The 15,023-nt window shown below is 61.6% G+C and carries 10 protein-coding genes; 6 read left to right on the top strand and 4 right to left on the bottom strand.

Annotation, left to right across the window (positions count from 1 at the left end):
* The 3 genes from VR863_RS02150 to VR863_RS02140 all read right to left on the bottom strand — a co-directional run bounded on the left by VR863_RS02150 (window position 1) and on the right by VR863_RS02140 (window position 4,044).
* Complete coding sequence (locus VR863_RS02150) at window positions 1-894, bottom strand: outer membrane beta-barrel protein (RefSeq protein WP_324826783.1); 894 nt, start codon at window positions 892-894, stop codon at window positions 1-3.
* A 142-nt stretch (window positions 895-1,036) separates the two neighbouring features.
* Window positions 1,037-2,755 carry an ABC transporter ATP-binding protein gene (locus VR863_RS02145; protein WP_324826782.1) on the bottom strand — a complete coding sequence of 573 codons (1,719 nt, stop codon included), beginning with the start codon at window positions 2,753-2,755 and terminating at the stop codon, window positions 1,037-1,039.
* On the bottom strand, window positions 2,752-4,044 hold the full coding sequence (locus tag VR863_RS02140) for a P-loop NTPase family protein (protein WP_324826781.1): 1,293 nt from the start codon (window positions 4,042-4,044) through the stop codon (window positions 2,752-2,754). Before VR863_RS02140 ends, VR863_RS02145 begins: the two co-directional genes overlap by 4 nt.
* Window positions 4,045-4,422: 378 nt before the next feature.
* Between VR863_RS02140 and VR863_RS02135 the strand changes: the two genes are divergently transcribed.
* Window positions 4,423-5,262 carry a dienelactone hydrolase family protein gene (locus VR863_RS02135; protein ID WP_324826780.1) on the top strand — a complete coding sequence of 280 codons (840 nt, stop codon included), beginning with the start codon at window positions 4,423-4,425 and terminating at the stop codon, window positions 5,260-5,262.
* A 27-nt stretch (window positions 5,263-5,289) separates the two neighbouring features.
* Here the strand turns inward: VR863_RS02135 and VR863_RS02130 are convergent, their stop codons facing one another.
* Window positions 5,290-6,537 (bottom strand): CapA family protein, encoded by a 1,248-nt coding sequence (locus tag VR863_RS02130; RefSeq protein ID WP_324826779.1) that lies wholly within the window; start codon window positions 6,535-6,537, stop codon window positions 5,290-5,292.
* Between the two features lie 275 nt (window positions 6,538-6,812).
* On the opposite strand from VR863_RS02130, the gene VR863_RS02125 reads away from it, so the two are divergent.
* The 5 genes from VR863_RS02125 (at window position 6,813) to VR863_RS02105 (ending at window position 14,895) form a co-directional block, all read left to right on the top strand.
* Entirely contained in the window at window positions 6,813-10,841 is a 4,029-nt protein-coding gene (locus tag VR863_RS02125; RefSeq protein WP_324826778.1) for a chemotaxis protein CheB, read from the top strand.
* A gap of 128 nt (window positions 10,842-10,969) precedes the next feature.
* Entirely contained in the window at window positions 10,970-11,344 is a 375-nt protein-coding gene (locus VR863_RS02120; RefSeq protein ID WP_324826777.1) for a RodZ family helix-turn-helix domain-containing protein, read from the top strand.
* On the top strand, window positions 11,344-11,808 hold the full coding sequence (locus tag VR863_RS02115; RefSeq protein WP_324826776.1) for a DUF411 domain-containing protein: 465 nt from the start codon (window positions 11,344-11,346) through the stop codon (window positions 11,806-11,808). The genes VR863_RS02120 and VR863_RS02115 overlap by 1 nt, the downstream gene beginning before the upstream one ends.
* Window positions 11,809-11,848: 40 nt before the next feature.
* A complete protein-coding gene (locus VR863_RS02110) occupies window positions 11,849-14,209 on the top strand; it encodes a heavy metal translocating P-type ATPase (RefSeq protein ID WP_324826775.1) in 2,361 nt (786 codons plus the stop codon).
* 80 nt (window positions 14,210-14,289) lie between these two features.
* Complete coding sequence (locus VR863_RS02105) at window positions 14,290-14,895, top strand: DUF305 domain-containing protein (RefSeq protein WP_434784957.1); 606 nt, start codon at window positions 14,290-14,292, stop codon at window positions 14,893-14,895.
* Window positions 14,896-15,023 lie beyond the last annotated feature (128 nt).

Raw genomic sequence — 15,023 nt, 5'->3', positions numbered from 1 at the left:
TCAACGCTGGAGCCAGAAACGCTTTCTGAGGGTCAGCGATACCCTTTGGACATCGCGATCGTAATCGGGATCGTTCGAACTGCGCCAGATCAGCGTGCCGGATGCCTGAATGTACCAGCGGCGTGCAAACTCGTACGTCGCGCCGACTTCGGGTGCGAAGGAATTGGCCGTGCGGCTTTCGGTTCCGACAAGGCGGTACTTGTTTTCCCAGTCGCGCCAGCGCACCCCGATATCCACGTCGACATCTTTGTTCACCCGAATGCCTGCCGCCGCGCGCAGCGTGTACCGTTCGTAGGTCAGGCGGGGAACGACCGCCGATATCTCGTCATAGACGGCTTCGGCAAGGATATAGGTGCCCGGGCCCAGACGGTGCCGATATTCGATTTCGGCCATCGCCCCGTCACCATGCACCAGGCCGGCACCGTTGTAATCCCGCCAGCGCCAGCCGCCCGTCAGACGCACCCGGTGCGGGCCATCTTCGAAGGCAACACGCCCCAGGACGCGCGCTTCGTCAGCCGAGTCGCTTTCCAGCGTGGAAAGTTCGGTTGCCCCACGGGCCATCACGCTGATGCGGACCTTGTCCGAAACGTCGCGCCCGTAACCCAGCTCCAGCCGGTTACTGTTCCGATCGGATCGGGTATCGTCGGTGTAGACGTAATAGGACGTGGATGCCCGCAGATCGAAATGATCGGCCCCACTGTCGCGGTCCCAGCCCAGGGCAGCACGAACGATGCCGCCGGACCGGTCTTCGTCTTCGTTGGCATCGAAGGAATCGCCCGATGCCGCCACGCCTGTCGCGGATAGATCGAGATAGGTGCGTTCGCGAACATCCGGGGGGAGATCTTCGTCCTGCGCCCACAGCGGGGCGGGAGCCGCAAGCGGAAGCGTTGCCATTGCCATGCCAAGAACGAGCCTTCGGCCGGCCCCTCCGGCGCGCGCACCTTGTATTGGTGAAGCGAGGATTTTGCCGGGGCAATCTGACGGGATCCTGCTGGTCGGCGAGATGTCTTGCATTGATGGTTCCTACGTCGTGAGGTCAGGCTACGGATGCCAGGCGCAAGAACGCCGGCATGCCCGGATTGCAGGCCAGCAGATATTCTTCCGCCGACTGCACATTGGCGAGACGGCCGTTCTCGAGCGTCCACACGCAATCGGCGATTGCGATGTCGTCCGGATCGCTTGTCACGCTGAGGATGGTGCCCGCATATCGGGCAATCACGCTGCGCAGAACGATGCGCTTCGGCTCGTCGAGGTTGGTCATCGCATTATCGAGCAGCAAGACCGGCGGCCCGCCCAAAAGCGCCCGCGCGAACCGGATATGTTGTGCCGCTCCGACCGGGAGGTTGGCCCCGCCCTCCGTCAACCAGAAGTCGAGCCCGCCATCGAGGGAAGCGATCAGCTCACCAAGGTGGCTCGTTTCGATCAGTGCCTGGATTTCCTCGTCGGTCGCGTCCGGCTTGCGATAGATCAGGTTGCGCTTCAGCGTGCCGCGCATCAGCGGCAGATGCGGGCTGACCATGCCCACGCGTTTGAAGACGCTGGCCAACTGGCATTCGGCCAATTCCTGATCGCCAATGAATACCGCGCCGGTTTGCGGTTCGGCAAGTCGCGCGACCAGGTTCAGGACCGTGGATTTGCCGCTGCCGCTATGGCCCGTGATCGCGATGTGACGACCGGCATCGACGCGCGCGGTGAACTGGTCGAGCGCTCCTTCGATGGACACGTCTTCGAAACTGACGGGCGCACGGCGATGGCGAAGGACCTGTTCATCCGGGTTGGCGAGCTGCCTCGACGAGCTGTTCAGGAAATCTTCCAGCTTCGCTCGGGAAATGGCGGCCCTGCGCCAATATTCGTGGCAATTGCCGAGCGTGCGGACATTCCCCTGAATGAGGCGCACCGCGAGAAGCACAACAAACATCGAAGCCAGATCGATGCCGCCATCGAGCATGAGGATCGCGCCCACCCACAGGGCGAAGACGACAGCAAGCCAGCCGGCAAAGTTGGAGATACCGCGCAGGGAGCCACGAAACCGGGCCTCGTTGATCAGGGCATCGGTCAGCCCCTCGCTCTGGCGGCGCACGCGAAAGGTTTCGCCCTTCGAACGTCCGAAGACCTGAACGACGGCCAGCGCGTTCACCTGCTCGTCGACATTGCTCGTCAGCTGCGAACGACGACGACGGACAGCGCGCGTCCAGCGCTGCATGAACCGCCCGAGGATCGCCGATACAAGCGCCCCGGCAACGAATGTCACGACGACAACGGCCGCCATTGCGACATTGAAATACGCGATTACTGCCAGACTTCCGAAAGCCGCGAACAGCGCAACCAGTCCACGGGCAAAGCCACGCGAAAGCCACGTGCGCAGCATGGTCAGGTCACCCGTCAATCTCAGGATCAGGCTGCCTCGCGAACGATGCTGGATCTGGTGCGGCGCCATGCCCGACATGTGCTGGTAGATTTCCATGCGCAGGCGGTGGGTCGCGCGGAAACTTATTGCCTCGGCAATGGAGAATTCCAGCGCATTGATCATCGCATGTACGAACGCAATGCCGGCAAACAGGAGCAAGGGCGTGGTCAGCGGCGCCAGCGTCTGCTCGATCGCAACCGTTTCCAGCAGCTGGAGGATATCGCGAACGGAAAGAATGAGGGCAGCGGTGATGATCGCCGCCACAAGTGCCAGCAAGACGATGATCGCGATTTCGCCCCTGCTGAGACAGTCCCGGAAGCGCAGCTTCCGCGTCTCGGTGGTGCTCATCGTTCGGCCCACTTGAACACGCTGGGACCGTCACCGCCCACGCCCGACAGACCATCCGTTGGCGGGGTCTGGATTTCTGCCTCCAGCACCTGCGTGGTGGCGAAGAAGGGCGATTCCAGTTCCCGCCGCGACAAGATCGGCAGATCGCACACGCCGGATGTCTCACGCACGGAAAGTTCGGACATGGTCAGGCGGCCCGAGACCGCCACGACCGGAAGGCTGGCTTCCTGAAGATACCGCAGCCCCTGGGCCGCACCCAGCGAATCGCCAGCGGCAAAAACCACGCGGTCGATAGCTTCCTGGAACGTGGGAGATGCCATGAGCGCCATGTTTTGCGCCTGATATATTCCATCGGCGATCTCGATAACCGCAACATCGACCTGGTGCCTCGTGGCAAGGGCAAGCAGTTCCAGAAGGATCTGCTCGAGTTCCTGCAACGCCACCTTGTAGGTCGATGGGTAACCGGCGTCGGTGAAATCGGCCACCACCTGCGCGCCGGCATCGACCATCGCCCAGTAATCGCCGCCCGAACCGGTGCCGGTGATCTTGAGCCCGGCCACGCGCTTGCCAGCCGCACGCAAGCCGCGGATCAGCGATTTGCACACCGTCGTCTTGCCCGAATTCATCGACGTGCCGAGGATCGCAATCGTCTGCGGCCGCGGCGTCGTGGGGAAATCGCCCCTTTCCACCAGGTCCCGCAGGTTGATGGGATCACCCCGTTCGTTGCCGAGCAGTCCGATCGGGGTGATGTCAGTGGCCGAACGCATCGCGGAATTGCGGCCCAGCATGGTTGCCGCCACGCCGCCTGTTGCGATCAGATTGGTCTTCGCAAGGTCGAACGGCACCACGCCTTCGTACTGATCCGTGGCGTAACGATTTCCATAGGCCACGATAATCTCGTCGCCCGTGTGAAGGTTCGCCTTGCGGCCGTTGGGAAGTTCGATCCTGCGATGATAGCGCAGCCGATCGACCCGCGCGAGGACCACATCGCCGGGCCGCGGTCGGATCGGTCCGTCAATCAGGCTGGATACCGCCGCGAGGTCGAGCCGGCGGGTAGCAAATCCCTGCCGTGCGGCCATGAGCCTTTCCTGATCGACCGGTGTGATCTTGAGCCGTCGGGACAGCGTTTTGCGCTTTTCGGAACGGGCAAAAAGCTGTTCCGCGCGGGTATCGCGTGCATCGAACGTGACGCCCGGATTTTCTTCCAGCGCCTTGGCGACCAATAGCATCTCTGCGTGTTCCTGTTCGCCCAATTTCTGCCTGTCGCCTTCTGTTTTCTCGAACCGCATCTATAATTCCAATCCCGCCAACACCGATGCGACTCGGACTTTATGGTTGTTTTTTAGTATCGTATTACGCAACCCTCTGGTTGCATAGTGTATTGCCTTATATGCAACCGCCTCCACGGCAATCGCCACAAAGCGGCTGTTCCAAATTCTGACACACGATTTGGCCCGATCAGAATACCGGTAATACACCGGAGCGAGGCTTGCGCGGCCGGAAACCGCGGTAGCGGTCATGCAGCGAACGCGTTTGACAGCTCTGCGCGTTTGGCCATAATTTGATTTTTTGCACCTTCGCGAACAAGGCTTTCAGTCGATTTCGTACCAGTCATGAAAGGTGGGGTAGTTGGCCTTCTGTCGCGTCGACGCTTCGGTGCGGGTGCCATGAGCCTCTTCAGCGGCGCTTTTCTGGGGGGCATGGCCCCGAGGCCGCGGCAACCGCAGAGCGAAGTCGAGTATCTCGATGTCGCGGGCTGGGGCGGCGCGCCCTTGCGAACCTACTATTACAGACCTGAAACCTGGACACCCAATTGGCCCGCCATCGTGGTTATTCACGGGGCGAACCGGAACCTCCAGTTCACCCTCGATACGTGGTTGCCATTAGCGCAATCGATCGGCTTCATGCCGGTCATCCCGCATTTTACGCATCGCAGTTTCGGGGGCGACAAGTTCGCGCTCGGCGGTGTGCGCCGGGGCTTTCCGGCCGAAAGGTCGGCCTTTCGCGCGATCGAACCGATGTTCGATGCCCTGAGGGCCGAAACGGGCCTGCGGCGCACGCGATACTCCCTGTTCGGCCATTCGGCGGGGGCCCAATTCGTCGAGCGGTTCCTGCTGTTCAATCGCGAGGCCCGCGCCGCTCGCACGGTGCTGTCGATGGCGGGATGGTACACTCTGCCGAACGAACGGCTGCCCTGGCCCTATGGCACACACGATGTCGCCATCGACGAAGGCGACTTCGCGTCCCTGTTCGAGCGGGAATGCAGCCTGGTTCTCGGCGAAAACGATGACGATCCCTACGCCGACCAGTTGCGGCGCAGCTCGCTCGCCAAGTCGCAGGGGCGGCATCGGCTCGAGCGGGGCCAGCATTTTTTCTCGGTCGCAAGAGAATTCGCCCGCGAGCGGAGCCTCCCGTTCAACTGGGCTATGCGAATTCTGCCCGACGCCAAACATGACAGCCGGGCCGCGGCCAGGGCATACGCAGCCTGGCTCGCCCACCGTCAATAAGCCCACCTTCAATGAAGAAGAACGGGTTCAGCGCGGTTCGAAATACGCGCCCAGTTCAGTTTCGCCGAACACACCGGACAAGCCGTTGGAACCCTCGCGCGCCTGGACCGCACTGATCACCCGCCTGGCGTCTGCGAGGTTCACGAGGTGCGGCTTGAAGCCCGTTTGCCGGTTGTCGGACAGGAGCGGGAAAAGGCGCAAACGCGGCGGAGCGCCGGCCTCCCCCTCGAACCGCAATTGCGCGACGAAGCTGTAGGGCTGAACCTTGGTGAACTGCCGGTAACGTCCGGGTGCGAGGAAGTTGAAGTTCCCCAGCCCATAAACAATCCACCGTCCCTTGTACTTTTCGATTTCCTGGATGGTGTGGGCGTGGTGACCCAGCACCATGTCGGCCCCGGCATCGATAAGGCGTCGGCCCAGATCGACCTGATCCTTGTAGACCCAGGAATAGTTGCGGCCCCAGTGCGGGTAAGCGATCACGAAGATGTTCGGATTTTGCTGGCGCAGGCGTGCAACCTCCTCGCGCAGATACTCGGGATCGACAGGCGCGAGCCCTGCCCGGTCCCGCGCTGCAAGGGGGTCGAAACCGTCCGCGGATGGCGTACTATCGGCGAAACCGGGAAACACCGCCAAAACGGTCGATGGTCCGCCGCCGCGCTCGATCGTATAGAGAAAAGGCCGCCGCGCCGCGTCGAGATTGATACCGGCGCCGAAATGCGACGTTCCGTCCCTGCCCAGTTGATCGAGCGTTAACGTCAGCCCAGCTTCCCCTTGGTCCATGGTGTGATTGTTTGACAAATTGACCACATCGACGCCCGCGTTGCGGATCGCATCGCCGGTTTCGCGGGGTCGAGACCAATGGAGATACTGGCGCGTCGCCGCCAACGGGTTGCCTTCCTGCATCGGTGCCAGAGGCCCCTCCAGATTGGCGATTGTCAGATCGGCAGAGGCGATCAGCGGCAGAAGGCCGTCGAAACTGTCACGATAGCGCCCCTCCATGGTGCGGGGGCCAGCTTTCCATCGGCCGCTCTTCGTGCGCTCGTAACTTTCCGCGAAGTGGAGATCCCCGCCGAGAAGGACCGTTGCCGCTGGGGTTTTCGCGCCTTCCTCAATTTTGTCGTCGCAAGCGGACAGGGCGCAAGCGGCAACCACCGCCAACACGATTGCCCTGGTGCATTCCCCAATGCGGGTCGGGACGCCTGAAAGCTTTATCGACACGAAATACCTCTCCCCAACGATGCGGACATTATCGCAAATGCCCGATCTAAGAAGCATCAAATCGGGTGCTGGCGCGATTATCGCCATTCCAATGCCAGCGGCAAAGGTTGCTTGCGCTTGCCAATGGCCGAGCCACGCCGTTGCGGCGGCAGCTGGCTGTCGCCTTGGAACCCGGCATCGCCATGTCACAGCCGCGACGCACGTTGCGAAGCCCTTGCCGACAAGCTTGAATGCCATCGCCGCGATGTGTCAGTTTACACTTTTGCAGCCGAGGCTGTACAACCGGGCAACGGGTCGCGGCCTGTTGGAACCACGCACTGGGATCGAGTTCGATGAAAAGTGAGTTTCCGATCATTGGAATCGGTGCCTCCGCCGGAGGGCTCATTGCGCTCAAGACGTTTTTCGACAGCACTCCGGAAGATCTGGATGCTGCGTTCGTAGTCATTCAGCACCTCGATCCGTCGCACCCGAGCATGACCGCCGAGATTCTGGCCAGACACACCAGTATGCCGACCAAACAGGTCGAAGACGGCACCGTTGCCGAACCCAACAATGTCTACGTTATCCCGCCGAACGCCACCCTGACGATGGATGGCGACACCTTTAGGTTGGGCGATACCGCCGCGCTCCACAGCTCGCGCTTGCCGATCAACACGTTCCTGGAATCCCTGGCCGTGAACCGGGAGCGGGGCGCCATCGGGATCATCCTGTCGGGCACGGGCAGCGACGGGAGCGTCGGCATTCGCGAAATCAAGGGAGTAGGCGGCAGAACCCTGGCCCAGAAACCGGAAACGGCTCAATTCGACGGTATGCCGCGCGCCGCGATCGCGACTGGGCTGATCGACGTGGTATGCCCGGTCGAAGAAATGCCGGCCCGGATCAAAGACTTTCTGAGCCGCCCGAACGGCAAGCTGGACGCCGGCGAAGACGGCCAGGCAGTGCCGGAAACCGACGAAGCAAGTCTCAAGGCGGTTATCGCCCTGCTTCAGGCACGGCTGGGTCATGATTTCAGGAATTACAAGTCAGGCACACTGGGCCGGCGGGTCGCGCGGAGGATGGCCCTGCGCGACATCGATTGCATGTCCGACTATCTCGCGTTCCTGAAAGAAAACGACAAGGAACTCCAGGAACTTTACAGCGATCTGCTTATCAACGTCACGTCCTTCTTCCGAGATGCAGAAGCGTTCGAGGCGCTCGAAAGCCATGTGATCGCACCCATCGTCGAGAGTAAGGCCAGACGCGATCAAATCCGCGTCTGGGTCCCCGGATGCGCGACCGGCGAAGAAGCCTATTCGATTGCCATGCTTCTGATCGAGCATTGCGAGGCGGCGCACAAGGACTGCGCCATACGCGTGTTCGCTTCGGACATCGACGAGGAGGCGCTCGCTGTCGCGAGGGTCGGAACCTATGCAGCCGACGTGGTGGAAAACATGGCGGAGGAGCGGATCAATCGCTTCTTCGTCAAGCAGGACAGCACCTACACCGTCACCAAGGAACTGCGCGAAACGGTCACCTTCGCTGTGCAGAATGTCATCAGCGACCCCACGTTTTCCAAGCTCGATCTCGTCAGCTGCCGCAATTTGCTGATCTATCTCGAAAGCAACCTGCAAGAGAAGATCATCGGGTATTTTCATTTTTCCCTGAACGATGGCGGCATTCTTTTCCTCGGCCGTTCGGAAGGGACAAGTCAGCTCAACGGACTTTTCGAGGTGGTCGACAAGAAGTGGCGGATATTCCGCAAACTGGCCAATTCTCCGCCGGCCGGGCTCAGTTTCCCGTTGAACAACCTGCGCGCACGCGGCCCGGCGGACACCATGATCCCGGCTACTCGGCCCAAGGATTCCGTCCGTTTCCGCGAACTGATGCAGCACCAGTTGCTGCGCAGCTACGCGCCGGCCGCGGTGCTGACGAACGCCAGGCACCAGGTGCTGTATTTCATGGGCCCGACAGCGGATTACCTGGAACAGCCCAGTGGCTTGCCGACCCAGGACCTTCTGACGCTAGCCCATGCCGAACTGCGAAGAGAGCTTCGCGCCGGTCTTAAGCGTGCGATCGAGACAACCAAATCGGTGGTGGCCAACGATGTCGTGTTCCAGCGTGGCACGGCGAGCAGGCACATCCGGATTTCGATCAAGCCGCTGGCGACGTCCGGGGGCGCCGAACAGCTTTATCTGGTGACGTTCGAAGACATGCCGACCCTGCAGGCCGCGACGACCGTTCCGGCAAAGGCCTTGGCGACGGATCAATCGACGGTCGACGATCTGGAAGCGAAGCTGCGCGACGCGCAGGAAGATCTCCAGATAAGCCTGGAGGAACTGGAATCCATCAACGAGGAATTGCAGGCCTCAAACGAGGAAATGATGTCGCTGAACGAGGAGCTGCAATCCTCGAACGAAGAGCTCGAAACCTCCAAGGAAGAGCTCCAGGCGATGAACGAGGAGCTGTCGACGGTCAACAACCAGCTCAAGGACAAGGTGGAGGAGCTGGCGGAGGTCAATGCCGATCTGAAGAACTTCGTCGCGAGCACGGGCATTGCCACGCTGTTGCTCGACGCCAAGCACAAGATCGGCCGGTTCACCCCGGCATCGAAGCAGCTGTTCAACCTGATCGACGCCGACGTCGGTCGCCCTCTTATCGATATCCGACAGAAATTCGATGACGAGAATTTCTCGCGCGATGTGGATGCCGTGTTTCGCGATCACACCGCCATCGAACGCGAGATCACCGATCTGCAAGGCGCGCGATACCTGATGCGGATTGCGCCCTATCGGGACAGCGAACTGCGCGCCGGTGGCGTGATCATCACCTTCATCGACATCACGCAGAGGGTCGAGAACGAGCGCAAGCTGCGCGATTCCGAAGCGCGCTTCCGGAACCTGTTCGAGAACGCGCCCGACCCGCTGCTGCTGGTGGACGAACACGGCGCGATCACGCTGGCCAACACCCAGGCCCAGCATTTCTTCGACTACGATCAGGACCGGCTGCTGGCGATGGGCATCGAAGAGCTCATGCCGAAACGGTTTCGCAAGCGTCACGCGTTGCTGCGACACGGCTACATGAATGAGGTGCAGGTCCGGGCGATGGGTTCGGGACTGGAACTTTGGGCTTTGCGTAAGGACGGCGAGGAATTGCCCATCGAGGTTGGCCTCAGCCCTGTCGAAACCGAAGCCGGGACCATGGTATGCGTGGCCATCCGGGACATCAGCGAACATCAGAAAGCGGTGCGCGATGTTCGCCATGCCAAGGCGGAAACCGAAGCGGCCTTGGCCGCAAAATCGCGGTTCCTGGCAACGGCCAGCCATGACCTGCGTCAGCCGCTCCAGGCGCTCGCCATGCTCACCGAAGGCTTGAAAACGAAGGCCATCGATCCCGAGGTGCTGCAGATCGTGGATCAACAGAGCGAATCCGTGTCGAACCTGCGGGACCTGCTGAATTCACTGCTGGATATTTCGAAGCTGGATGCCGACTCGGTGAAGGTCGAATTTCAGGACGTAGATATCCACGCGGTTATCGAAAAAATCTGCGCCAGCCTGACCCCGGAAGCGGTCAAGAAGGGCAATGAACTGGTGGTCGATGTCCATGACCGGATCGTCTGGTCGGACATCCACCTGGTCCAGCAAATCCTTCAGAACCTGATCGGCAATGCAATCAAGTTCACCGACAGGGGCCGCATCGATATCGTTTCATCAATTGTCGGCAACGAGGTGGAAATCGAGGTCAGGGATACAGGGCCTGGTATCCCCGCCGATCAATTGTCCCACATCTTCGATGAATTCTATCAGATCGGCAGAGATCCGCAGCAAGCGGGCACCGGCCTTGGGCTGGGTCTGGCAATTGCCAGCCGTTCTGCCCACATGATCGGCGGCCAGATCGATGTCCGCTCGGAGGTGGGTAAAGGATCCACCTTCTCGATCAAATTGCCGCTGAGCAACGTCTTGCTGCCCAAGGTCGCGCTGGAGAAGATCGAAAGGCCTTCCTCCGTCACCAGAAGCTGCACGGTGCTGCTGGTCGATGATGACGCATCGGTCCTGAATTCGACGAAGTTCCTGTTATCGACGCGGCCCAACCTTAAAGTCCTGGCGGCAAGTTCACCCAAGGAAGTCGACGGCATTCTTGCCGAAATGGGACCGGAACCACTCGATATCATCGTGACCGATTACCATCTCGGGGCGGCCAAGAATGGCCTCGACGTGATCGAGGATGCGAGGAAACATGCCGGTCAGAAAGTCCCCGCCATTCTCGTGTCGGGCGATTCCGGGCTGGATGCCGAAGACCTGAAGCGCAACGGTGTGCAGGTCATATTCAAGCCAACCGGCGGCAACGAGCTATTGGACACGATGACCCGGCTGCTCGCGAACTGATACGTTGGCGGCGGCGCTTGAGGTTCGCTGGACCGAACGCGATTGCTGTTTTCTACCGTGCGACCCAAATGGTGGCGTGCCGGATCGATTTTTGGCACCCACCACCTCCACCTTTAGGGATTGCCATCATGCGTAAGAATGCGCTCAACCTTGCCAACAGATCTCTGCTGATCCCCGCTTTTCTGGGTATTCTGGCCGGATGCAACGATGCATCCGCTCCGGCTGCGGACGAAACGCCTAGTGTCGACAGTGCGGTCGACGCTTCCGTTCCCGCCGAACTCGAAGCGGGACCTGCCCAAGTGGCGACCGATCAGGAACCACCGGTTGCCGCGTCAGCTTCCGCTCCGGCGCCGACGCGAACTGCGCCGACACCGGCACCCGCAGCCCGCAATATCGCACCACCCGTGCCGGCCGCGGCATCCACACCGACCGTCGACCCGCATGCCGGGCACGACATGTCGAAAATGTCCGGCGAAGACATGAAGAAAATGGAGAACAACTGATGACGCGACCGACCATTTCAGCAAGGCGCCCGCTGCTCCCGCTTCTCGGCACGATCCTTCTCGCTGCCTGCACCGGCGCGGCCCAGGCGGCCAGCTTCACCATGTATCGCGACCCCAGTTGCGGATGCTGCGAGGCCTGGGCTGCCCACATGGAGCAAGACGAGAAGCACGAGGTGACGACTGTCGATCATCCGGACATGGGAGCAGTGAAAACGCAGCATGGGGTGCCGGATGATCTGTGGTCGTGCCACACGATGATTGCCGGGCGTTACGTGATCGAAGGCCATGTCCCTGCTGCCGATGTCGAGCGGCTGCTGGCGCAAAGCCCTGAATGGGTTGACGGTCTGGCGGTTGCCGGGATGCCGCTCGGTTCGCCGGGCATGGAAGCGGGAGGACGCATCCAGCCTTACCAGGTGATCGCTTTCGGCAACGGACGCCGCGAGGTTTTTGCATCCTATCCGTGAACTGGAACACGCCCTTCCCGCCTGTCGAAAGAGGCACATGATGACCGGCTGCGACACGCACCAATCGCATGAACCGAAGCCCGAAGGCACAGCGATCGATCCCGTCTGCGGCATGAACGTGAAGATCGAGGGCGCGGCGCATGTCGCCGAGCACGACGGGGCGAACCATTTTTTCTGTTCGGCCCGATGCAGGGACAAGTTCGCTGCCGATCCGGGGCATTACCTGTCCGGCGCGCATCTGGAGGCGGTCGAAGACCTGCCCGAAGGCACGATCTATACCTGCCCGATGCACCCCGAAATCCGCCAGGCGGGACCGGGAAGCTGCCCGATCTGCGGGATGGCGCTGGAACCGGAAACGGTCAGCCTCGATGACGGACCCGATCCCGAACTTGTCGACATGACCCACCGGCTCCAGGTCAGCGCGATCTTCACCCTGCCGCTGTTCATTTACGCGATGGGCGACATGATCGCCGGGTTCAGCTTCGACCGGCTGATCGAGCCGGCGCTTTCGCAGTGGGTGCAGCTGGCACTCGCAGCGCCGGTGGTGGTGTGGGGTGGATGGCCGTTCTTCGTGCGCGCCTGGCAGTCGCTCAGGACGCGCAATCTCAACATGTTCACGCTCATCGGGTTTGGCGTGGCGATAGCCTTCCTGTTCAGCCTCGCGGCGACCCTCACGCCCGATATCTTTCCGCCTGCCTTCCGCAACCATTCGGGACGGGTGGGTGTGTATTACGAAGCGGCCGCGGTCATCACCACACTTGTCCTGCTAGGGCAGGTGCTCGAACTCAGGGCACGCGGCTCGACCTCGAGCGCGCTGCGTGCGCTGCTCGAACTGGCGCCGCCGACGGCGCTCAAGATCTTCGGCGCCGGCGACGAGCGCGAGGTATCTATCGACCAGCTGATGACCGGTGACCTTCTCCGCGTTCGTCCCGGTGACAAGGTCCCGGTCGACGGCGAAATCACCGAAGGCGCGAGCACGATCGACGAATCGATGTACAGCGGCGAACCGTTGCCCGTGACAAAGCGCACAAGCGACCGTGTCATCGGCGGCACGGTCAACCAGACCGGCGGCTTCGTGATGCGCGCCAGCGCGGTCGGCAAGGACACGATGCTGTCCAAGATCGTCCAGATGGTCGCCGAGGCGCAACGCAGCCGTGCGCCGATCCAGCGCCTGGCCGATCGGATCGCAACCTGGTTCGTGCCATCGGTGGTCCTGGTTGCCGTGCTCACCTTCATCGTCTGGGCGATCTGGGGGCCGGACCCTGCGCTTGGCTTTGCCCTCGTCAACGCGATCGCAGTCCTGATCATCGCGTGCCCGTGCGCGCTCGGGCTTGCCACGCCGATGTCGGTCATGACCGGAATGGGAAAGGGCGCACAGAACGGCATACTGATCCGCAACGCCGAAGCGCTCGAAACGCTCGAGAAAATCGATACGCTGGTGGTCGACAAGACAGGCACCTTGACCATGGGCAAACCCGATCTCGTGGCGATAACGCCGCGTGACGGGTTCGATGAAACGGGACTTCTTTCCGCCGTGGCCGCGGTGGAGGCCGGCAGTGAGCACCCCCTCGCCCATGCCATCGTCGAAGGCGCGAAGGCGCGCGGCGTAACCTTTCAGCCTGCCTCCGATCTGGCATCGATTACCGGACTGGGAATTGAGGCGCGTGTGGGCGAAACACAGATCACCATCGGCAACGAAAAACTGATGCGGCGCACCGGCATCGAGGACGCGGCCTGGTTCGGCACCGCGGAAGACGGGCGATCGAAGGGCCAGACAGTGATGTTCGTTGCGATCGACGGCATTCCGGCCGGGCTGATTGCCGTGGCGGACCCGATCAAGCCGACCAGCGCAGCGGCGATCAGGGCGTTGCATGAGCAAGGGATAGACGTGGTCATGCTGACGGGGGACAGCCGCGCCACAGCGGATGCCGTGGCGCGCCAGCTGGGCATCCAAGAAGTCGAGGCCAATGTCTCGCCGCAAGACAAGCACCGCACGGTGGAGGCGCTCAAGGCGGCAGGCAAACGGGTGGCCATGGCAGGGGACGGAATCAACGATGCACCCGCGCTGGCAGCCGCGGATGTCGGGATCGCGATGGGCACGGGCACCGACGTGGCAATCGAGAGCGCCGGAGTAACGCTGGTTCGCGGGGATCTCACCGGCGTGCTGCAGGCCATCGTCCTGTCGCGCGCAGCCATGCGCAATATCCGTCAGAACCTGGTGTTTGCGTTCGGCTATAACGCGCTCGGCATTCCGGTTGCGGCAGGGGTTCTTTTCCCCGCCATCGGCTTGCTTCTCAACCCGATGATTGCAGCTGCCGCGATGAGCCTGTCGTCGGTTTCGGTGATCGCCAACGCCTTGCGCCTGCGCGGTCTGAAGTTGCCAACACTGGCCAGCGAGTAGGAGCGAACGGGAAACCTGGAGGTTGCCTGAGAGTTGATAGTCCCAGCCCTTTGCGGACTTGACGAAACAGGAGGATCGGAATGGCCGAAACACGCGGGCCGAGCCACCGGCAAGATCATGGCGGCGGAAATTACTGGCGTTTCATGGCGATGGTCGCGACGTCGACCGCGGTCATGTTCGGGCTGATGTATCTAAACACTTATGAACGCCAGCATGTCTTCTGGAGCGAAACGCGCTTGTGGATGACCTTCATGATGGGCGGAGCGATGATGATCGTGATGCTCCTCTTCATGTGGGGCATGTACAAGGACAAGGCGAAGAACGTCATCATTCTGGTCGTGGGAGCGGCGGTGTTCGCGATAGCGTTGTGGCTGGTGCGCAGCCAGGCAACCGTCGATGACGAGGAGTGGATGTCAGCGATGATCCCGCACCATTCGATTGCCGTGATGACAAGCGAGAGGGCCAGGATCACCGACCCGCGCGTGCGCGAACTCGCCGATTCCATCATTGCGGCACAGGTCAGGGAAATCGCCGAAATGAAGTTGCTGCTCGAAGACATCGAGAAGAACGGCGCGATGGGCGACGGTACCGTACTGCCCGCGCGGACGACAAAGCTGACCCCCCAATTGCTGCAAGAGGCCGAACGCGCCGCGCAACGCGCCAAAAACCCCGACACAGGCGACTGACGCAGCGGCACCCTTCCAGCGCGGGATCTACGAGCCCTCGATACGTAGGTGACCGACGTTGGGATGTAATCGGGCTAGCGCGCTTGGCTTTTCCTGGCATGCAACCGCGCGGCCCATACCAAAAGTGG

Source organism: Qipengyuania zhejiangensis (assembly GCF_035607565.1).
Taxonomy (GTDB): domain Bacteria; phylum Pseudomonadota; class Alphaproteobacteria; order Sphingomonadales; family Sphingomonadaceae; genus Qipengyuania; species Qipengyuania zhejiangensis.
This window is presented reverse-complemented; position numbering and strand designations above follow the sequence as displayed.